We start from the raw sequence: 19,508 nt of genomic DNA, 5'->3' as shown, positions 1-19,508 counted from the left end.
TTCTCCTCATCCATCCGGCGCGACGGCCGGGAGACGGAACGGGGGTACGCCCCGCCGGAGGCCGGCGGGGCGTACCCCTGCTGACTTGTCGGACCGGTCAGGACTGCGGCACGAGGCTGAAGTCGATGATCTGGTCGGGGGTGAGGTTCTGCTTGAGCGAGCCCGCGCCCTGGAGGATCGCGATGCTCTTGGCGACCCGGCCGCTGTCCAGCGTGCCGATCTTGGTGCCGGAGTTGTTGGACCGGACGTACCCGGCCATGAGCTGGAGCTCGGCGGCGGCCGCCGCCGGGTTGGTGGCGTCGACGTTCTTCTTCAGCAGCTCGGCGGCCTCCTGCGGGTTCGCCAGGGAGTACTCCAGGCCCTTCATCAGCGCGGCGGTGAACCGCTTCACCATCTCCGGCTTCTCCTTGGCGATCTTGCTGGAGGTGATCAGCACGTTGCCGTAGAGGTCCTGCATCACGTTGCTGTAGGGCAGCAGGACGGCCTTCTTCTTGGTGACCGCCTCGACCGTCGGCTGGCCCACGACGAACTGGCCGATGCCGTCGACGGAGCCGGAGGCGAGGGTGCCCATCAGGGTCTGCGCCTCGCCGTTGACCCAGGTCACCTTGTTGACGTCCACGCCGGCGAGCCGGGCGTACGTCGGGAAGAGGTTGCGGACCACGGACGCCGGGGCGTCGGCGAGCTTCTTGCCCTCCAGGTCCTTCGGCGAGGCGATGTTCTTGCCCTCGACCGTCACGATGGCAGCCATGGTGCGCTGCTGGATCGCCGCGACGGCGACGAAGTCCTTGGCCTGCCCGTTGCCGAGCTGGAGGAGGCCACCGGTGAGGTCGATCGGACCGAAGTCGGCCTGACCGCCGACGATGGTCTGGATCACCGCGCCCGTGCCCTGGCCGGGCTTGATCTCGACGTCGAAGCCGGCCTCCTTGAAGAAGCCCTTCTCCTTCGCCACCCAGGCGTAGGAGTCCCGGCCGAAGTTGCCGAAGGAAGTGAGGTACGTCACTTTCTCCAGTGACTTGCCGTCGCCGCCCTTCGCGTCGGACGCGTCCGAGTCGCTGCTGCACGCGGACACCAGGGTGAGGGCGGAGGCCAGGAGGGCCGCGGCGACCGTGCGGGTCAGCCTGTTCATCTGTGCACCATGTCCTTTCCGACCAGGGGCGATGCGCCTCCGGGCGGGTCGTCGAGAGCAACGGCGTCGACAGAGGGGGGAGCCGACGCCATCGTCGTGAGGGGACTATTCGCCGGCACAGACTACGCAAGAGACCTGCCGGTGTAGCGAGGAGTGTGTGTTTCGGAACGGAAACGAACTGATCTCCACCCCGGACCATTGCCTCCGGACGGCGGCGGGCTACCCTAGCTGCGATCCTGATGGTCCACTCAGGGAGGACACCGGCGATGATCCGACTGTCCGGCGTGTCCCGCACCTTCGACGGTCGGGCCGGCCGGGTCGAGGCACTGCGGGGCATCGACCTCGACGTCGCCGAGGGCGAGTTCGTCGCCGTGCTCGGGCGCTCGGGCTGCGGCAAGTCCACCCTGCTGCGGATGATCGCCGGCCTGCTGCCGGCCACCGCCGGGGAGATCACCGTCGCGGGCACGCCGATCACCCGCCCCCGCCGCGACATCGCCATGCTGTTCCAGCGCCCCGCCCTGCTGCCCTGGCGGTCGGTGCTGGACAACGTGCTGCTGCCCGTGGAGATCTTCGGGTGGAAGCGGGCCGCTCACCGCGAGCGCGCCCGGGAGCTGCTCGACCTGGCCGGTCTCGCCGGGTTCGAGAAGCGGCTGCCGCACGAGCTGTCCGGCGGCATGCAGCAGCGCGTCTCGCTGTGCCGGTCGCTGATCGGCGACCCCCGGGTGATGCTCATGGACGAGCCGTTCTCCGCCCTGGACGCGCTCACCCGCGAGGAGCTCTCCGGTGAGCTCCAGCGGGTGCACATGACCAGCGGGGCCACCGTCGTCTTCGTCACCCACTCCATCGACGAGGCGGTGCTGCTCGCCGACCGGGTGGTCGTGCTCAGCCCCCGGCCGGGCCGGATCCGCGCGATCGTCGAGGTCGACATCCCCCGGCCCCGCACCCTCGGCCGCAACGCCCACCTCGCCGACGTCGCCCGGGTCAGCGCCGAGCTGCACGAGCTGCTGATGGAACGCGACACCCCCGTCGCGCCCGCCGGGGCCGGCACGGAGGGACGGTGACCATGCGGGTCAGCGTCTTCACCGAGCCGCACCGGGGAGCCACCTACGACGACCAGCTGCGCTTCGCGCGGGCCGTCGAGGCGGGCGGCTTCGAGGGGTTCCTGCGGGCCGACCACTACCAGTTCCTCGGCACCGAGCCCGGCCTGCCCGGCCCCACCGACGCCTGGCTCACCCTCGCCGCGCTGGCGCGGGAGACCACCCGGATCCGGCTCGGCACCCTCGTCACGTCGGCCACCTTCCGGCTGCCCGGCCCGCTCGCCGTCATGGTCGCCCAGGTCGACCAGATGAGCGGCGGCCGGGTCGAGCTGGGCATCGGCGCCGGCTGGTACGAGCGGGAGCACATCTCGTACGGAATCCCGTTCCCCGGCGTCGGCGAGCGTTTCGACCGGCTCGCCGAGCAGCTCGAAGTGATCACCGGCCTGTGGCGCACCCCGGTCGGCGAGACGTACAGCTTCACCGGCGAGCACTACCGCCTGGTCGACTCCCCCGCCCTGCCCAAGCCGGTCCAGCGGCCCGGCCCACCGGTGATCGTCGGCGGACGCGGCCCCACGCGCACCCCCCGACTCGCCGCCCGGTACGCCGACGAGTTCAACATGCCGTTCAAGAGCGTCGCCGAGACCGCCGTCGCGTACGAGCGGGTGGCCGAGGCGTGCGACCGGCACGGCCGCCCGGCGTCGGGGCGGGAGCCGCTCGTCCTCTCCGCCGCCATCGCGGTGGCGGTCGGGCGCACCGACGCCGAGGCGCGGCTGCGGGCCGCACCGCTGCACGCCAAGAGCGCCCTGCCGCCGGAGGACGCGGTGGTCGGCTCGCCCGCCCGGCTCGTCGACCGGATCGGCGAGTTCGCCGCCGTCGGCGCGACCCGGGTGCACCTGCGGCTGACCGACCTCGCCGACCTCGACCACCTGGAGCTCATCGCCGCCGAGGTGCTCCCGCACCTGGCGCGCGCCGACGCTGCCGCCACTGGAGGCTGACCGGATGACCGACGTGATCGACGGGACCGAGCTGGGCCCGGTGGGCCAGGAGATCGTCTACGAGAACGACCGGGTGCGGGTGTGGCACATCCGGCTGGAGCCGGGCGAGCGGCAGCCGCTGCACCGGCACGACCACCCGTACCTGGTGATCGCCGTCCAGGGCGCGAAGAACGTGGTGCAGACGATCGACGGCACCACCATCGACGCGGACGAGCCGACCGGCGGGGTGGTGTACCGCGACCCGGGCGCCGTCCACATGCTCACCAATGTCGGGGATACGACGTACCTGGCGCGGCTGGTCGAGCTCAAGTAGTCGCAGGCCGGGCGCGTCGCCGCGCCAAGGTGGCGATCGGGCGCACCGGGCCGTAACGTGCCCGACATGGCCTTTCGGACGTGGGGCAAGCCGCTGCTCACCGCGCTCGGGGTGAGCATGCTGGCCGGGGCCGGCCAGCTCGGCATCGCGTACGGCTTCGGCATCGTGCGGATCGCCGGCGACTTCACCGACGCCACCGTCAACCGGTGGCCCGCCCAGCTCGTCTGGGTGGGCTGGTGCGCGGTGCTCGCCGCCGTGGTCGGCGCGGTGGTCACCGAGCGGCTCACCAGCGCCGACCCGGTCACCGGCAGCACGACCGGGCGGCTCGCCCTGGCCGGCGCGGCGGCCCTGGGCGCGACCGTCGTCGCGCCGTTGTGCATGCAGCCGGCCCGGGCCACCCAGCTCAACAGCGTGGACCCGGTCTGGGCGGTGGGCATCTGCGCGACCCTCGGCGCGGTGGTCGGCGCCGGCGCGGCGCTCGCCGTGCTGCTGCGCCCGCCGCTGGGCTGGAACGTCGCGGCCGTCGCCGGCACGGTCTGGTTCGTCGCCCTGGTCTCGGCCCTGCCGTCCCTCGTCGGCACCGGCCCGCTGCCGACCGTACGCCTCGGGGTGTTCGAGCCGGCCTGGCTCGCCACGGACGCGGCGCAGCGGCTGGCCACGATCGTCCTGCCGCTGGCGGCCCTGCTCGCGGGCGCGGCCTCCGGCGCGCTGGCCCGCCGGCGCGGGCATCCGCCGCTGATCGCGGGCGCGACCGGGGCGGCGGGCCCCGTGCTGGTCGCCTTCGCCTACCTCACCGCGGGCCCGGGCGACCCGGCCGACCGGTATCAGCTCGCGCCCTACTACGGCGCGCTGCTCGCGGTCGTCACCGGCCTGCTCGGCGCCACGGCCGCCGCCCTGGCCCGCTGGCCCCTCTTCGCCGGCTGGCCCCTCTTCGCCCGGTCCGCCGACGCCGACCCGCCGGCCGACGGCCCGGCCGGCGTCGTCGTCCCGGCCGGCGGGCCGGCCGACCTGGCCGGTTCCCGGGGTGCGGCCCTGCCCGGAGCGCTCGGCGCCCGCCCGCCCGGCACGCTCCGCGCGGCCCTGTCCGGGATGCGCGCCGCCGGCCTGGCCAGGGGGCGCGGCGTCGGTCTGCCCGGCACGGCCCGCGCGGCCGGCCACCGGGCCGCGATCGAGCCGACGGACATCCTCCGGCCGCTGCCGACCGGCCAAACCCCACCGGCGGCCGGCGACGCCGACGGGCCCGCCGGCCCGACCGACCCGGCCGCCCAGCCGGGCCCGACCACGGCCCGCCGGGTCCCCGCGACCATCGGCGACCCGCTGCCGGACGACCGCACCGGCGACACCCCCGCCCGCAGCGCAGGCCCCCACAGCCGGGGCGACGACACGCAGGACCCGACCGGGGCCCACGGTCCGGCCGGCGCTCCCCCCGCCCACTGGGAGTGGCCGATGGCCGCCGGCACGCCCGCCGCCCGGCCCACCGACCCGGCCGCGACCGGCGAGACGACCGGGACCGGCGAGAAGACCGGCCCAGCCCCGCTCGGCGAGGCGACCGACCCGCCCCCGATCGGCCGGGCCACCGATCCCACCCCGACCGGCGAGGCCACCGAGCCGACCCCGACCGGCCGGGCCGCCGACCCGACCCCGACCGACCCGGCCACCGAGCCGACCCCGACCGACCCGGCCACGACCGGCCGCCGGGCCACCGACCCGGTCCCGACCGGCGAGGCCGCCGACCGGTCCCCGAGCGGCCAGGCCGCCGAGGCGGCCGCACGGCCCCGCCCCCGGCTCCCCCTGCCCGACCTCGACAAGGCGGCGAGCTGGGACGCGTTCGGCAACGCCGCGCGCCGGTTCGCCACGCCGACGCCCGAGCAGCACCCGGTGGGCGACACGCCGCCCCCGCGCGACGAGCCGGGTGGACCGGGCGAGCTGTGGCAGAGCGCGGTGCGGGCTACCGGCGCGCCCCCCTCCCCCGGCACGGGCCTGCCCCCGGTCGGCGGGACCGGACCGGCACCGGCCGGCGGGGCGGCTGCCGCTCCCGTCGCCGGCGAGCCCGAGGGTCCGGCGGAGGCCGGCGCGTCGCCGGAGGACGCCGCTGCCGGCAGGTCCCGGCTCCTGCGGCCCCTGTTCCGGCGCGGCCGGACCCGGGCGGCCGACGACCCGGGCGCGGCGGCCGAGCGGGACGACCGCCGCGACCCGGAACCGCTGCCGGCGCAGGACGAGGAGTACGTCGACTGGGTCACCGGCCTCGCCCGCCCCGTGTCGGGCGAGACCGGTGGGTCGGAGGACGCCACCCGGCGCTCGCTGCGCGCCTCCGGCCGGCACCACCGGGACTGACCCCGCCTGGCGGCCGGCGTCCCACCATGTCGGCGACGTGACGGGGTCAGCCCCGGCGGGGCACCACCATGTCGCCGACCCGGCTCCGGACGCAGGCCAGGCAAGGCCACCCCGGCGGGCCGGGCGGGATCAGGCCAGCGGCAGGTACACCCGGCCACCGGAAGACACGAACTCCTCCGACTTGTCCCGCATTCCGCGTGCCGCGTACTCCTTCAGCTCCTGGGTGATCTTCATGGAGCAGAACTTCGGGCCACACATCGAGCAGAAGTGCGCCGTCTTCGCCGGCTCGGCCGGCAGGGTCGCGTCGTGGTACGACCGCGCCGTCTCCGGGTCCAGCGAGAGGTTGAACTGGTCGGACCAGCGGAACTCGAACCGCGCCTTCGACAGCGCGTCGTCCCACGCCTGCGCGCCGGGGTGGCCCTTGGCCAGGTCCGCCGCGTGCGCCGCGATCTTGTAAGCGATCACGCCGGCCTTCACGTCGTCCCGGTCGGGCAGGCCGAGGTGCTCCTTCGGCGTCACGTAGCAGAGCATCGCGGTGCCGAACATGCCGATCATGGCCGCGCCGATCGCCGACGTGATGTGGTCGTACGCGGGGGCGATGTCCGTGGTCAGCGGGCCGAGCGTGTAGAACGGCGCCTCGTGGCACCACTCCTGCTGGAGGTCCACGTTCTCCTTGATCTTGTGCATCGGCACGTGCCCGGGGCCTTCGATCATCACCTGCACGTCGTACTCCCAGGCGATCCTCGTCAGCTCGCCGAGGGTGCGCAGCTCGGCGAACTGGGCCGCGTCGTTGGCGTCGGCGATGGACCCGGGGCGCAGCCCGTCGCCGAGGGAGAACGTCACGTCGTACCGGGCGAGGATCTCGCACAGCTCGCGGAAGTTGGTGTAGAGGAAGTTCTCCTCGTGGTGCGCCAGGCACCAGGCCGCCATGATCGACCCGCCCCGGGAGACGATCCCGGTCACCCGGTCCACCGCCAGCGGCACGTACGGCAGCAGCACCCCGGCGTGCACCGTCATGTAGTCGACGCCCTGCTCGGCCTGCTCGACCACCGTCTCGCGGAACACCTCCCAGCTCAGCTTCACCGGGTCGCCGCCGACCTTCTCCAGGGCCTGGTAGATCGGCACCGTGCCGATCGGCACCGGCGAGTTGCGCACGATCGCCTCGCGGGTCTCGTGGATCCGCTTGCCGGTGGACAGGTCCATCACGGTGTCCGCGCCCCACCGCGTCGCCCAGGTCAGCTTCTCCACCTCCTCTGCCACCGAGGAGGTGACCGCCGAGGTGCCGATGTTGGCGTTGACCTTCACCAGGAACGCCTTGCCGATGATCGCCGGCTCGCACTCCGGGTGGTTGACGTTGAGCGGGAGCACCGCCCGGCCGGCGGCGATCTCGTCGCGGACGAACTCCGGGGCCATCCCCTCCCGGATCGCCACGAACTCCATCTCCGGGGTGACGACCCCGGCCCGCGCGTACGCGAGCTGCGTCGGCCGCTTCCCGTCCGCGCCCGCGAGCGGGGTGCCCGCCCCCCGCACCGGCGCGACGTCGCCGCGCTCGGCGATCCACGGCCCGCGCAGCGGGGGCAGCCCCACCTCCGGGTCGGAGCCGGGGCCGGAGGTGTCGTAGAGCCGGACCGGCGGGTTGTCGCCGGTCAGGTCGACCTCGGCGAACGGCACCCGGACGTCCGGCCGGGCCCCCTCGACGTAGACCTTGCGTCGTGCCTGCATGACAGCCTCCCAGGTGGTGGTCAGGACCAGCCGAAGTGGTCCAGCGGGCCGCGTCCCGCGCCCAGTTCCCAGTCCCGCGCGCCGGTCAGCGCGCGGGTGACGTACTCCTTGGCGGCCGCGACCGCCGCCGGCACCGGATCCCCGGCCGCCAGCCGCACGGCGATCGCCGCCGAGAACGAGCAGCCGGTGCCATGGCTGTGCCGGGTGCGCACCCGGGGCGCGCGCAGCAGCGTGGTCGACCCGCCGCCGGCCAGCACGTCCACCGACTCGCCCGCCGCGTCCACGTCGCCGCCGGTGACCACGACGTGCGCCGGGCCGCCGGCGACGAGGGCCTCGGCGGCCGCGACCATCTCCTCGACCGTGGTCACCGGGCGTCCGGTGAGGGCGGCGGCCTCCGCGCAGTTCGGCGTCGCCACCTCGGCGTACGGCAGCAGCCGCTCGACCGCCTCGACCACGCCGAGCCGGTGCCCGCTGGTGGCCACGAGCACCGGGTCGACGACGAGGTGCGGCAGGCGTCCCGCCCGCGCGGCGTCGGCGACCGCGTCGGCGACGGCCGGGTTGCCGAGCATCCCGGTCTTCACCGCCCGCACCCGGAAGTCGCCGAGCACGCTGTCGAGCTGCTCGGTGACGGTGCGCGGCGGCAGCGGCAGGACGGCGTCCACGCCCCGGGTGTTCTGCGCGGTGACGGCGGTGAGGACGCTCGTGCCGTACGCGCCGAGCGCGGCGAAGACCTTGAGGTCGGCCTGGATGCCGGCACCTCCGCCGGAGTCGGAGCCGGCGATGGTCAGCACGGTCGTCGGGGTCACCTGGTCGCCTCGCTCGCTCGGTCTGTCGGGGTCGTGGCGGTGGGTGTGGTGGAGGTCGTGGCCGGGACCGCGGCGGCGGGTGCGGTCGGGGTCGTGTCAGTGGGTGCGGTGGAGGGCTGCGGCCGACCGTGCCCACTCCGGGCGGTCAGGCTCGATCCGTGCGTGGGCACGGCCGGCCGCAGCCCCGTGTGCTGGGCCTCCGCGTGAGCGTGGTGGCTTCGGGCCCCGGCCCGGACGGCCGTCAGCGCGGCGGCCTCGGCCCAGGCGGTCGTCAGCGCGGCGGCTGCCCCGGCCGGGTCACCGGCGCGCATGATCGCGCCCTGCACCGCCACGCCCACCGCGCCCGCCGCCAGGCAGGCGCGCACCTGGTCCGGGGTCTCGATGCCGCCGAGGGCGAGGACCGGCACGGGGCTGAACCGGATCAGCGCGCCGAGCCGCAGTGTCCCCAGGGGCGGGCCGTAGCCGGGCTTCGACCTGCTCGGGTAGACCGGGGAGAGGGTCGCGTAGTCCTCGGTGGTCAGCCGCGCCAGCTCGGCCGCGTCGTGGCAGGACCGGCCGACGAGCCACGGGCGGGCACGACCGGCGGGGCCGGAATGGTCGGCGGGGCCGGGGCAGCCGGGGCGGTCGGCGGGGCCGGCGCGGTAGACCGGTTCGGCGCGGGTCGGGCCGGGGCTGCCGGCCGGGTCGTCGGGGCCGGCAGGGCCGGCGCGGTAGACCGGTTCGGCGAGGGTCGGGGCGGGGCGGTCGGCCGGGTCGGTGGGGGCGTGGCCGGTCGGGTCGCGGCGCGGCGGCGGATAGGGGCCGGCGGCCGGGAGGTGCACGGCGTCGCCGCCGAGCGGGTCGGGGCCCGCCACGACCAGGGTGCCGCCGGCCGCGGCGAGGATCGGGCGCAGCTCGGCGGCGAGCGCGGCCCGCTCGGCGCGGGGCAGGCCCTTCTCCCGCAGCACCACCCAGCGCACTCCCCCGGCGACGGCACCCGCCACCACCCGCACGAGCTCCCCCGGCCCGGCCCCTCCCGTGGCGCCTCCTCCCCGATCGGCCAGCAGGACGACGCCGCACGGCGTCGGCGACGAGATCTTGGAAGAATCCGGCCCCTGGAGGGGCCGTTCCCTTCCAAGATCCGCAGGGGGTGGGGCGGGGGGTGGGGTCACAGGTCGGGCCTTCCCTCGTCGGGGGTGGAGGGCAGGGCGTGGAAGCGGCGGGGGATGCGGCCCGCCCCGGCCGCCAGGCGGCCCGCCTCGACCGCGTACCGCATCGCGGTGGCCATCGCGACCGGGTCGGCGGCCCGGGTGACGGCGCTGGCCAGCAGCACGGCGTCGCAGCCCAGCTCCATGGCGAGCGCCGCGTCGGACGCGGTGCCGATCCCCGCGTCGAGGATCACCGGCACGTCGACGCCCTGCCGGATCAGGCGGATGTGGTGCGGGTTGTTCACGCCCAGGCCGGAGCCGATCGGCGCGCCCGCCGGCATCACCGCCGCGCAGCCGACGTCGGCGAGCCGCCGGGCCAGGATCGGGTCGTCCGACGTGTACGGCAGCACGGTGAACCCGTCCGCGACCAGGATCTCGGCGGCGCGCAGCAGCTCCACCCCGTCGGGCAGCAGCGTGCGCTCGTCGCCGATCACCTCCAGCTTCACCCAGTCCGTGTCGAACGCCTCGCGGGCCAGGTGGGCCACCTTCACCGCCTCCCCGGCCGTGTAGCAGCCGGCCGTGTTCGGCAGCAGCCGCACCCCGCACCGCTCCAGCAGCTCCAGCAGCCCGCCGCCCATGGCGGGGGCGGTGTCGACGCGGCGCAGCGCGAGCGTCACCAGCTCGGTGCCGGACGCCCGGATCGCCTGCTCCAGCGCGTGCAGGCTGGCCGCGCCGCCGGTGCCGAGGATCAGCCGGGACCCGAACGTCACGCCGCCCAGCTCGAACACGGAACCCTCGTGGGACATGCCGTCACCCGCCCTGGGCGGCGCTGAGCACCTCGACGTGGTCGCCGTCGCGCAGCGGGGTCCCCGGCCAGCCGCCGCGCGGCACGACCTCGCCGTTGACCGCGACGGCGAGGCCGCGCCGCTGATCGGTGACCAGGCCGACCAGGTCGGCCACGGTCGCTCCGGCGGGCAGGGTACGCCCGGTGCCGTTCACCGTCAGTTCCATGTGGGTGCTCCTCCTCGGATGCGTTCTCGGCCCGCCACCGGTGACGGGACGCGCCGGGCCGGACGCGATCGGTCGGGTCGACGGCGGTCAGCCGGACCGGCGTTGGCCGGCGAACCGCTCGGGGGTGAAGGGGGCGAGCAGCGGGTCCACCGCCGGGGAGCCCGGCTGCCCGGTGACGATCAGGTCGGTGACGAGGTCGGCGGTGACCGGGGTGAGCACGATGCCGTGCCGGTGGTGGCCGGTGGCGGCGAGCACGCCGGGCCGGCCGGGCAGCGGCCCGATGACCGGCCTGTTGTCGGGGGTGCCGGGGCGCAGCCCGGCGGTCGCCTCGACCAGGTCGTACTCGGCCAGCTCGGGGACGAGATCCACGGCGGCGCGGAGCAGCCGCAGCACCGCCCCGGCGGTGACGTCGGTGTCGGCGCGTTCCTCGACGGTCGCGCCGACCACCACCTCCCCGCTGGAGCGGGGCACCAGGTAGACGGGTTCGCCGTCGGCGTACCCCCGGACGACGTGCCGGAAGCCCGGCGGGCCGCCGTCGGGCGCACGCAGCCGCAGGATCTGGCCCTTGACCGGGCGGACCGGCAGCCCGGTGAGCGCGGCGGTCCCGCAGCCGGCCGCGACGACGGTGACCCGGGCGTCGAGGTCGGACAGCGACCGCACCCCGCCGGCGACGAGGGTCGCGCCGGCCCGCCCGGCGGCGGTGCGCAGCGCCGTGACCAGCCGCCGGGGGTCGACCTGGTGGTCGCCGGGGGCGATCGCGCCGCCGCGTACCCGGGTGGCGAGCGCTGGTTCGCGGTCGCGCAGCTCCGACGGGCGCAGCGGGCTGATGGGCAGCCCCAGGTCCCGCTGGTACGACCACAGCCGCCGTGCCTCGGCGAGGTCGTCGCCGGTGAGCCCGACGACGAGGGTGCCCTCGGTGCGGTACCCGAGGTCGACGCCGCTGGCGGCGGTCAGCTCGGCGGCGAACGCGGGCCAGCGGGCGGCCGAGGCGACCAGCAGCGCGGTCAACTCCCGTTCGCCGAAGTAGGACTCGGCGACCGGCGACAGCATCCCGGCGGCGACGTGGGACGCGCCCGACCCGGGGGCCGGGTCGTGCACGGTGACGCGCAGCCCGCGCGCCGCGCACCGCCACGCCACGGCCAGCCCGACGGCCCCGCCCCCCACCACCGCCACGTCGGTAAGGAAGGGCCCCCTGTTAACGCCTTCTGCATAGGAAGGGCCCCTTCCTAACCCCTCGACGTGGGCTGGCACCTCGGCGTGGGCCGACCCGTCGGCGTGGGCTGACACCTCGGCGCGGGCTAGCACGTCAGCGCCCCGAGCAGCTCGGCGGTGGCGCGCGCCGGATCGGCGGCGGCGGAGAGCGCCCCGACCACCGCTACCCCGTACGCCCCGGCGGCGCGCAGCGCCGGGACACCGGAGGCGGTCACCCCGCCGATGGCGATCACCGGCACCGCCACGGCCCCGGCCACGGCGCGTACCCCGGCGGGGCCGATCGGGTCCGGCAGCCCCGCCTTGGTGTCGGTGGCGTGGCAGGGGCCGACGCCGAGGTAGCTGGCCCCGCCGGCCACCGCCTCGGCGGCCGGTCCCGGTGACCGGGCGGTCGCGCCGAGCACCGCGGTGGGGCCGAGGATCCGGCGGGCCGCCGGGACGGGCAGGTCGTCCGCGCCGACGTGGCCGCCGGCGGCGCCGACCGCGAGCGCCACGTGCAGCCGGTCGTTGACCAGGCACGTCGCCCCGTACGGGGCGCACAGGGCGACCGCCCGCCGGGCGAGGTCGTACGCCTCGCGGTCGGTGGCGTCGTCGGTGACCCGGACCTGGACGACCAACTCGGCGCGGGCCACCGGCAGGGCGGCGCGCAGCACGGCGAGGGGGTCGCGCCCCGGCCGGGTGTCGGTGATCAGATGCAGTCGCCCAAGGGACGGCACGGCAACTCTCCTCCCTGCGCCGGCATTACCCGGATCAGGTTCGACGGTCGGGGGCTCCAGCCCCCCTCTCAGCCCGGTACACCGGGCTCCCGTGGGTTACGTCCGTGTCACCGTACGACGAATCGGCTGATCCGCCAAGGGATCCGACCGGTGGTCCAGACCACGGTCAGCCGGCCGGCGAGCCGCTTCTCCCCATTCCTCCGCATGCGCCGGATAGGTCGATCGCCGATACCGAATCGTTACACGCCGACGCCTTGCCGGAAACGAGTCCAGCGGCGCTAATTTGTTCAACCGATCGACATATTTCGGCGCGTGGCCTCGGCGTGGCCCGCACCGACCTACCGGTGAGCGGCCCTGGCGTGGTCGTCCACCCCGATCCGACCGGTGGACGGCCCTGGCGTGACCGCCCACCGACCACCGGCACGCGACCCCCTCGCGTGCCGGTCCGACCGGCGCGGGCCCAGGCCCGCGCCGACGTTACAGGTGCCCGGGTCCTGGTCTGACCCGGCACCCGCACCGACCGGGGACGGTCTGCGGCGAAGTCGTCCCCGAGCCCACCACTGTCCAGCTCGGACAAAAGGAGCATGGAGTGTCTCCATCCCGCCGCCGCCGCATACCTCGCGGCATCCTCAGTTCCTCACTTCTCAGCCTGTCCCTCGTCGCCACCGGCCTGGTCGCCGGCACCCCCGCCCAGGCGGCACCGGCCGCCGCGCAGGCGGCGCCCCTGGCGGCGGCCCCCGTGGCGGCCGCCGCCACGGACCCGTTCTCGGTGCTCGTCTTCTCCAAGACCGCCGCCTTCCGGCACGACGCGATCCCGGCCGGCATCGCCGCGATCCAGAAGCTCGGGACCGACAACGGCTTCACCGTCGACACGACCGAGGACGGCGCCGCGTTCAACGACGCCAACCTCGCGAAGTACCAGGCCGTGATCTGGCTGTCGACCACCGGTGACGTCCTGACCGCCGACCAGCAGGCCGCGTTCGAGCGCTACATCCAGGCCGGCGGCGGCTACGCCGGCGTCCACGCCGCGTCGGACACCGAGTACGACTGGCCCTGGTACGGCAAGCTGGTCGGCGCGTACTTCTCCAACCACCCGGCCAACCAGCAGGCCACCGTCAAGGTCGAGGACCACGCCCACCCGTCCACGGCCACGCTGCCGGACAAGTGGTCCCGGTTCGACGAGTGGTACAACTTCCGGACCAACCCGCGCGCCAACGTGCACGTCCTGGCCAGCCTGGACGAGAAGTCCTACACCCCGGGCACCGGCGCGATGGGCGCCGACCACCCCACCGCCTGGTGCCAGGACTACGACGGCGGCCGGGCCTGGTACACCGGCGGCGGCCACACCCAGCAGTCGTACCAGGAGCCCGAGTTCCTGGCCCACCTGCTCGGCGGCATCCGCACCGCCGCGGGCGTGGAGAAGGCCGACTGCGGCGCCTCGAAGACCTCGAACTTCGACAAGGTGACGCTGGACAGCAACACCAACAACCCGATGGAGCTGGACATCGCTCCGGACGGTCGGGTGTTCTACGCCGAGCGTGACGGCCGGGTGCAGATCATCAAGCCGGACACCGGCAACACGGTCACCGCGACCAAGCTGGACGTCTTCACCGGCAACGAGGACGGCCTGCTCGGCCTCCGCCTCGACCCGGACTTCGCCACCAACAAGTGGATCTACCTGTACTACGCGCCGGCCGGTGGCGGCCCCCGCAACTACCTGTCCCGGTTCACCGTCAACGGTGACGCCATCGACAAGGCCACCGAGAAGGTCGTCCTCCAGGTCGACACCCAGCGCAACACCTGCTGCCACGCCGGCGGCAGCATGACCTTCGACTCGAAGGGCAACCTGTACCTGGCCACCGGTGACAACACCAACCCGTTCGAGTCGAGCGCCTTCACGCCGATCGACGAGCGGGCCGGCCGGCAGGACTACGACGCGCAGCGCAGCGCCGGCAACACCAACGACCTGCGCGGCAAGGTGATCCGGATCCACCCGGAGGACGACGGCACCTACACGATCCCCACGGGGAACCTGTTCGCGCCGGGCACCGCGAAGACCCGCCCCGAGATCTTCGGCATGGGCTTCCGTAACCCGTTCCGGATCGGCGTCGACCAGAAGACCGACACCCTCTACGTCGCCGACTACGGACCGGACGCCAACTCGGCCAACCCGGACCGCGGCCCCGAGGGCCTGGTGGAGTGGAACATCGTCGCCACCGCCGGCAACTACGGCTGGCCGTACTGCACCGGCAACAACAAGGCGTACAACGACTACACCTTCCCGAACGGGCCGAGCGGGGCGAAGTTCAACTGCGCCGCGCCGGTGAACGACTCGCCGAACAACACCGGCCTGACCAACCTGCCGCCGGCCATCCCGGCGACCGTGGACTACGGCTACGCGGGCGACCCGCGCTTCCCCGAGATCGGCGGCGGCGGCGCCCCGATGGGCGGCCCGGTCTACCGGTACGACGCCGACAGCACGTCGGACCGCAAGTGGCCGGCGTACTACGACGGCAAGGCGCTCCTCGGCGAGTGGAACCAGTCGAAGATGTACACGATGCAGGTCAGCCAGGACGGCAAGTCGCTGATCGACATCAACCAGTTGCTCACCGGCATGACCATGGTCCGCCCGATGGACTTCGAGTTCGGGCCGGACGGCGCGCTCTACATGATCGAGTGGGGCAGCGGCTTCGGCGGCAACAACGACAACTCCGGGGTCTACCGGATCGACTACACCGCCGGCTCCCGGGCCCCGATCGCCCAGGCCAGCGCCGACCCCACCTCCGGGCCCGCGCCGCTGACCGTGAACTTCTCCAGCGCCGGTTCCCGCGACCCCGACGGCGGCACGCTGACCTACTCCTGGGCGTTCGGTGACGGGCAGACCTCGACCGAGGCGAACCCGACGCACACCTACGCCACCGCCGGCGACTACACCGCCCAGCTCACCGTCACCAACCCGGCGGGCCGTACCGCCGTGGCGAACGTGCCGGTGACGGTCGGCAACACCGCCCCGACGGTGACCATCGAGTTCCCGCCGAACGGCGGCTTCTTCGAGTGGGGCGACCAGGTCAACTACACGATCAAGGTGACCGACCCGGAGGACGGCACCATCGACTGTGACCGGGTCCAGCTCCAGGTGCTGCTCGGCCACGACGAGCACGCCCACCCGCTGGAGCAGCACACCGGCTGCACCGGCACCGTGCAGACCTCGCTGGCCTCCGGCCACGGCGCGGAGGCGAACGTCTTCGGCGTCTTCGAGGCGACCTACACCGACAAGGGCGGCGCCGGCGGCGCCGGCGAGCTGACCGGCCGGGCGATCGAGCAGCTCCAGCCCAAGCGCAAGCAGGCCGAGTACTTCACCGCCACCGGCCGGGCCCCCGGCAGCACCGGCGGCGGCGACCCGGGCGTGCAGAAGGAGACCACCACCGACACCGCCGGTGGCAACCAGAACATCGGCTTCATCGAGGACGGCGACTGGTGGTCGCTCGCCCCGGCCAGCCTGACCGGGATCGACTCGATCCGCTTCCGGGTGGCCTCGGAGGTCCAGGGCGGGCGGATCGAGGTCCGCTCGGGCACGGTCGACGGCCCGCTGGTCGCGTCCGCGAACGTGCCGGGCACCAGCGGCTGGCAGCAGTTCGTCGACGTGACCGCCCCGGTCACCGGCCCGGCTGAGGGCACGCTCTACTTCCTCGCCAAGGACCCGGCCGGCGGCACCGGTTCGCTGTTCAACGTCAACTGGATGGACTTCATCGGCCGAGGCGTCACCGAGAACGCGCCGCCGCAGGTCAGCGCCACGGCGACGCCGACCACCGGCACCGCGCCGGTCACCGTCGCCTTCGACGGCACGGCCACCGACGCCGAGGGCGACACCCCGCTGACGTACGCCTGGGACTTCGGCGACGGCAAGACGGCGTCGACCCTCGACGCCACCCACACGTACACCGTGCCGGGCACCTTCACCGCCACCCTGACGGTGACCGACGCCCGGGGCGCAAAGGCGTACGTGACCGTCCCGGTGAAGGTGGAGGCGGCCAACACGTCCTGCTTCGGGGCGCGTTCGGACGACTTCGCCGGCACCAGCCTGGACAAGGACCGCTGGACCGTGGTCCGGGAGAACCAGCTCTACTCGGTCTCGGGCGGGTCGCTGCGGCTGCCCACCGCGTCCGGTGACCTGTACGGCACGACCAACGGCGCCACCAACCTGGTCCTCCAGCCCGCACCCAGCGGATCCTGGCAGGCCACCACGAAGGTCACGCTGCCCGTCACCGCCAACTACCAGCAGGCCGGCCTGCTGATCTACGGCGACGACGACAACTACGCCAAGCTGGACCTGCTCTACTCCGGCTCCCGCCGGGTGGAGTTCATCCGGGAGACGGCCGGGTCGCCCCGCAACGAGGGGGCGGACGCCACCGCCGCGCCGGCCGGTGACACCGTCTGGCTGCGGATGACCAGCGACGGCACCAACCTGACGGCGGAGATGTCCGGCGACGGGACGACGTTCACCCCGGTCGGCCGGTCCGCCGCGCTCGCCGGGATCAGCAACCCCCGGATCGGTCTGTTCGCCCTCAACGGCGCCACCACCGCGCCGGTGGTGGACGCGGCGTTCGACTTCTTCCAGGTCACGCCCGACGAGCCGGCCGGCCCGGTCGACCCGTCGGACGAGTTCGGCGGCACCGCGCTCGACAAGTGCCGCTGGAACGCGATCCTGCGGGAGGACGCGGCCACCTACCGGGTGACCGGCGGGGCGCTGCAGATCGACGTGCCGAAGGGTGACATCTACGGCACCGGCAACACCGGCCCGACGAACTTCATCCTCCAGACCGCGCCGTCCGGCGACTGGACCCTGGAGACGAAGGTCGACGGCAGCCTGCTGGCCGAGCAGTACCAGCAGGCGGGTCTGATCGTCCACGCCGACGACGACAACTACGTCAAGTTCGACTACATCGTGGACAACCAGGCCGGTCAGGCCGTCTCCCGGCGGATCGAGTTCCGTGGCGAGGTCGCCGGGGTGACGCAGAACCCGCAGCCGCAGGTCTCCAACCTGACCTCGGGCGTGTGGCACCTGCGGCTCGCCCGGGCCGGTGACACCTTCACCGCGTCGTACTCGGCCGACGGGCAGGAGTGGACGACCTTCGAGACGCTGACGAACACCGCCGTCGGGGCCACCCCGAAGGTCGGTCTGTTCACCCTCGGGGCCAACGCGGCCACGTCGAAGACGGCGTCGTTCGACTACTTCCGCCTCTCCACCAAGGCCGCCGACACGGCCGCGCCGGTGACCACCGCCACGGTCTCCGGCACCCCGACCGAGGGCTGGCACAACGCGCCGGTCACGGTCACGCTCGCGGCGGCCGACGAGGCCGGCGGCAGCGGGGTGGCCTCCACCGAGTACCAGCTCGACGGGGCCACGACGTGGACCGCGTACACCGAGCCGGTGCAGGTCACCGGTGACGGCGCGCACGAGGTGCGGTTCCGGTCGACCGACAAGGCCGGCAACGTGGAGGAGGCCAAGAAGGTCAACGTCAAGATCGACGCCACCGCGCCGGTCAGCTCGGCGGCGTTCGCCCCGGCGAACGACGACGGCTGGCACGCCGGCACCGTCCCGGTGGTGCTCACCTCCACCGACGCCGGTTCCGGGGTCAAGAAGCTGGAGTGGTCGCTCGACGGCGGGGCCTGGACGGCGTACACCGAGCCGGTCGAGGTGACCGGGAACGGCTCGCACGAGCTGCTCTACCGGGCCACCGACGCCGCCGGCAACGCGGAGGCGCTGAAGTCGGCCGTCGTGAAGATCGACGGTGACAAGCCGACGCTGCTGGTCTCCGGCATCGCCGACGGCCAGCTCTACGGCGACAGCCAGGACGTGCGGATCTCGTGGCAGTCTGTCGACCCGACCTCCGGCATCAAGACGATGTCCGGCACGTTGGACGGCAAGACGTACGCCAGCGGCACCCTGCAGCCCATGTACGAGCTGCCGCTCGGCCTGCACGAGCTGGTCGTGACCGCGACCGACAAGGCGGGCAACTCCACCACCTCGACGGTCCGGTTCTACGTCACCACCTCGTTCCGGGACATGCAGAACCTGCTGGACCGGTTCAAGGCGACCGGACGACTCTCCAACGTGGCGCACCGCAAGCTGTCCAACAAGCTGGACGCGGTGCGGGCCTCCGAGGCGGAGGGCAACGACAAGCGGGCGGTGCAGCAGTTGACCGCCTTCAAGGCGTTGGCCACCGATGCCGCGCTGGTGACCGACACGGACGTCCGGGACGTGCTGGTCCGTGACGCCGACGCCATGATCGTCCGGCTCGGCGGCGCGGCCACCAAGGCCGGCGTCAAGGCGAACGACAACAAGTCGGTCGACGGGGCGGGCCGGCTCGGCGCCGACCCCACCCGGATCGCCGAGGGCGGTTCGCTGTAACGGAAAACGGGGCCGCTCCCGCCGTGCACCACGACGGCGGGGTCGGCCCCACCCGAACCGAGCGAGTGGAGCACGTGTGATGCGTACCCTCAGGATCCTCGCCGCCGCGCTCGTCGCGGCGTGCCTGGTGGCGCTGCCGGCGGGCCCGGCGGCGGCCCACGGCGGAAAGCTCAAGCTGTCGGTGGGCGGCGACGGGGCCGGCGGGGTCACGGTGCTCGCCGTCTACTCCGACGGTCACCGACTGGACCAGCCGGTGCGGCTGACCCTCACCGCCAAGGGCGAGGGCGACCGGACGGCCGGGCCGGTGCAGCTCGAAATGGCCGGGGAGGGGCAGGGCTTCTACTCCAGCGGCCCGCTGCTCTCCCCCGGCCGCTGGCGGGTGACGGTCACCGCGCCGGCCCCGTACAAGACGTCGGCGACCGCGACGGTGCAGGCGCGCGCCGCCCAGACGCCGCCCGCGCCCCGGCCCGTCGCCGTGCAGGCCGGGCCGGAGGAGCGGGACCGGTCGGGGGGCGGCTGGTGGACGTACGCGGCCGGCGGGCTCGTCGCCGTCGCGCTGCTGGCCGCGGTGCCGCTGCTGCTCGTGCGCCGACGCCGGCCGGCCGGGCCGGCAGGACCGACGGCCTGACCGGGCCGGCAGCCGGACGAGGGACGCCGGGGCGAACCGCCCCCGGCGTCCCTCGTCCGTTTCGCCCCTCGC

General features: G+C 74.3%; 13 protein-coding genes, 2 pseudogenes and 1 riboswitch. Of the genes and pseudogenes, 6 read left to right on the top strand and 9 right to left on the bottom strand.

Translation table 11 applies throughout. The annotated features are described in order from the left end of the window. Positions 1-97: 97 nt before the first annotated feature. Positions 98-1,126 (bottom strand): ABC transporter substrate-binding protein, encoded by a 1,029-nt coding sequence (locus HDA31_RS02485; protein ID WP_178066429.1) that lies wholly within the window; start codon positions 1,124-1,126, stop codon positions 98-100. Between the two features lie 266 nt (positions 1,127-1,392). On the opposite strand from HDA31_RS02485, the gene HDA31_RS02480 reads away from it, so the two are divergent. The 4 genes from HDA31_RS02480 to HDA31_RS02465 all read left to right on the top strand — a co-directional run bounded on the left by HDA31_RS02480 (position 1,393) and on the right by HDA31_RS02465 (position 5,805). Beyond that, positions 1,393-2,187, top strand: coding sequence for an ABC transporter ATP-binding protein (locus HDA31_RS02480; protein ID WP_074472544.1), 795 nt, complete (start codon positions 1,393-1,395; stop codon positions 2,185-2,187). 2 nt (positions 2,188-2,189) lie between these two features. Further along, positions 2,190-3,158 (top strand): LLM class F420-dependent oxidoreductase, encoded by a 969-nt coding sequence (locus tag HDA31_RS02475; RefSeq protein ID WP_178067830.1) that lies wholly within the window; start codon positions 2,190-2,192, stop codon positions 3,156-3,158. 4 nt (positions 3,159-3,162) lie between these two features. Continuing rightward, positions 3,163-3,471: a cupin domain-containing protein gene (locus tag HDA31_RS02470; RefSeq protein WP_043965575.1), complete on the top strand. Its 309-nt coding sequence runs from the start codon at positions 3,163-3,165 to the stop codon at positions 3,469-3,471. A 66-nt stretch (positions 3,472-3,537) separates the two neighbouring features. After that, positions 3,538-5,805, top strand: a complete 2,268-nt coding sequence (locus tag HDA31_RS02465) for a hypothetical protein (protein ID WP_178066430.1) — start codon at positions 3,538-3,540, stop codon at positions 5,803-5,805. Between the two features lie 129 nt (positions 5,806-5,934). Here HDA31_RS02465 and thiC read toward each other — a convergent pair whose 3' ends face one another. The 8 genes and pseudogenes from thiC to HDA31_RS02430 all read right to left on the bottom strand — a co-directional run bounded on the left by thiC (position 5,935) and on the right by HDA31_RS02430 (position 12,396). Beyond that, positions 5,935-7,527 (bottom strand): phosphomethylpyrimidine synthase ThiC, encoded by a 1,593-nt coding sequence (thiC, locus tag HDA31_RS02460; protein ID WP_178066431.1) that lies wholly within the window; start codon positions 7,525-7,527, stop codon positions 5,935-5,937. 20 nt (positions 7,528-7,547) lie between these two features. Further along, positions 7,548-8,333, bottom strand: coding sequence for a bifunctional hydroxymethylpyrimidine kinase/phosphomethylpyrimidine kinase (thiD, locus tag HDA31_RS02455; RefSeq protein WP_178066432.1), 786 nt, complete (start codon positions 8,331-8,333; stop codon positions 7,548-7,550). Between the two features lie 254 nt (positions 8,334-8,587). Further along, positions 8,588-8,896: pseudogene (locus HDA31_RS33420) on the bottom strand (thiamine phosphate synthase); the annotation flags it as partial. Between the two features lie 213 nt (positions 8,897-9,109). After that, positions 9,110-9,409 (bottom strand): annotated as a pseudogene (locus HDA31_RS33300) (thiamine phosphate synthase); the annotation flags it as partial. A 71-nt stretch (positions 9,410-9,480) separates the two neighbouring features. Next, positions 9,481-10,266 carry a thiazole synthase gene (locus HDA31_RS02445; RefSeq protein WP_178066433.1) on the bottom strand — a complete coding sequence of 262 codons (786 nt, stop codon included), beginning with the start codon at positions 10,264-10,266 and terminating at the stop codon, positions 9,481-9,483. 4 nt (positions 10,267-10,270) lie between these two features. Continuing rightward, positions 10,271-10,471 (bottom strand): sulfur carrier protein ThiS, encoded by a 201-nt coding sequence (gene thiS, locus HDA31_RS02440; protein WP_074472538.1) that lies wholly within the window; start codon positions 10,469-10,471, stop codon positions 10,271-10,273. A gap of 87 nt (positions 10,472-10,558) precedes the next feature. After that, the gene (gene thiO, locus HDA31_RS02435; RefSeq protein ID WP_178066434.1) at positions 10,559-11,644 is read right to left on the bottom strand and encodes a glycine oxidase ThiO; all 1,086 of its coding nucleotides are present in this window, start codon (positions 11,642-11,644) and stop codon (positions 10,559-10,561) included. Between the two features lie 125 nt (positions 11,645-11,769). Continuing rightward, positions 11,770-12,396 (bottom strand): thiamine phosphate synthase, encoded by a 627-nt coding sequence (locus HDA31_RS02430; protein ID WP_178066435.1) that lies wholly within the window; start codon positions 12,394-12,396, stop codon positions 11,770-11,772. Continuing rightward, positions 12,391-12,499: riboswitch (TPP riboswitch) on the bottom strand. It overlaps the preceding gene by 6 nt. Positions 12,500-12,985: 486 nt before the next feature. Here HDA31_RS02430 and HDA31_RS02425 point away from each other — a divergent pair. Continuing rightward, positions 12,986-18,808 (top strand): ThuA domain-containing protein, encoded by a 5,823-nt coding sequence (locus HDA31_RS02425; protein ID WP_178066436.1) that lies wholly within the window; start codon positions 12,986-12,988, stop codon positions 18,806-18,808. A 79-nt stretch (positions 18,809-18,887) separates the two neighbouring features. Then, entirely contained in the window at positions 18,888-19,436 is a 549-nt protein-coding gene (locus HDA31_RS02420; protein ID WP_178066437.1) for a hypothetical protein, read from the top strand. Positions 19,437-19,508: the final 72 nt, after the last annotated feature.

It is taken from the genome of Micromonospora carbonacea (assembly GCF_014205165.1).
Lineage (GTDB): Bacteria > Actinomycetota > Actinomycetes > Mycobacteriales > Micromonosporaceae > Micromonospora > Micromonospora carbonacea.
Note: the sequence above shows the minus strand (reverse complement) of the source record. Positions and strands in the feature narration are given on the sequence as shown.

What these genes read in the sequence shown, in the direction of transcription:
- HDA31_RS02470 (WP_043965575.1), top strand. Translation starts at nt 3,163, where the DNA reads ATGACCGACGTGATCGACGGGACCGAGCTGGGCCCGGTGGGCCAGGAG.
- HDA31_RS02480 (WP_074472544.1), top strand. Translation starts at nt 1,393, where the DNA reads ATGATCCGACTGTCCGGCGTGTCCCGCACCTTCGACGGTCGGGCCGGC.
- HDA31_RS02465 (WP_178066430.1), top strand. Translation starts at nt 3,538, where the DNA reads ATGGCCTTTCGGACGTGGGGCAAGCCGCTGCTCACCGCGCTCGGGGTG.
- thiS (WP_074472538.1), bottom strand. Translation starts at nt 10,471, where the DNA reads ATGGAACTGACGGTGAACGGCACCGGGCGTACCCTGCCCGCCGGAGCG.
- HDA31_RS02475 (WP_178067830.1), top strand. Translation starts at nt 2,190, where the DNA reads ATGCGGGTCAGCGTCTTCACCGAGCCGCACCGGGGAGCCACCTACGAC.
- thiC (WP_178066431.1), bottom strand. Translation starts at nt 7,527, where the DNA reads ATGCAGGCACGACGCAAGGTCTACGTCGAGGGGGCCCGGCCGGACGTC.
- HDA31_RS02420 (WP_178066437.1), top strand. Translation starts at nt 18,888, where the DNA reads ATGCGTACCCTCAGGATCCTCGCCGCCGCGCTCGTCGCGGCGTGCCTG.
- HDA31_RS02445 (WP_178066433.1), bottom strand. Translation starts at nt 10,266, where the DNA reads ATGTCCCACGAGGGTTCCGTGTTCGAGCTGGGCGGCGTGACGTTCGGG.
- HDA31_RS02485 (WP_178066429.1), bottom strand. Translation starts at nt 1,126, where the DNA reads ATGAACAGGCTGACCCGCACGGTCGCCGCGGCCCTCCTGGCCTCCGCC.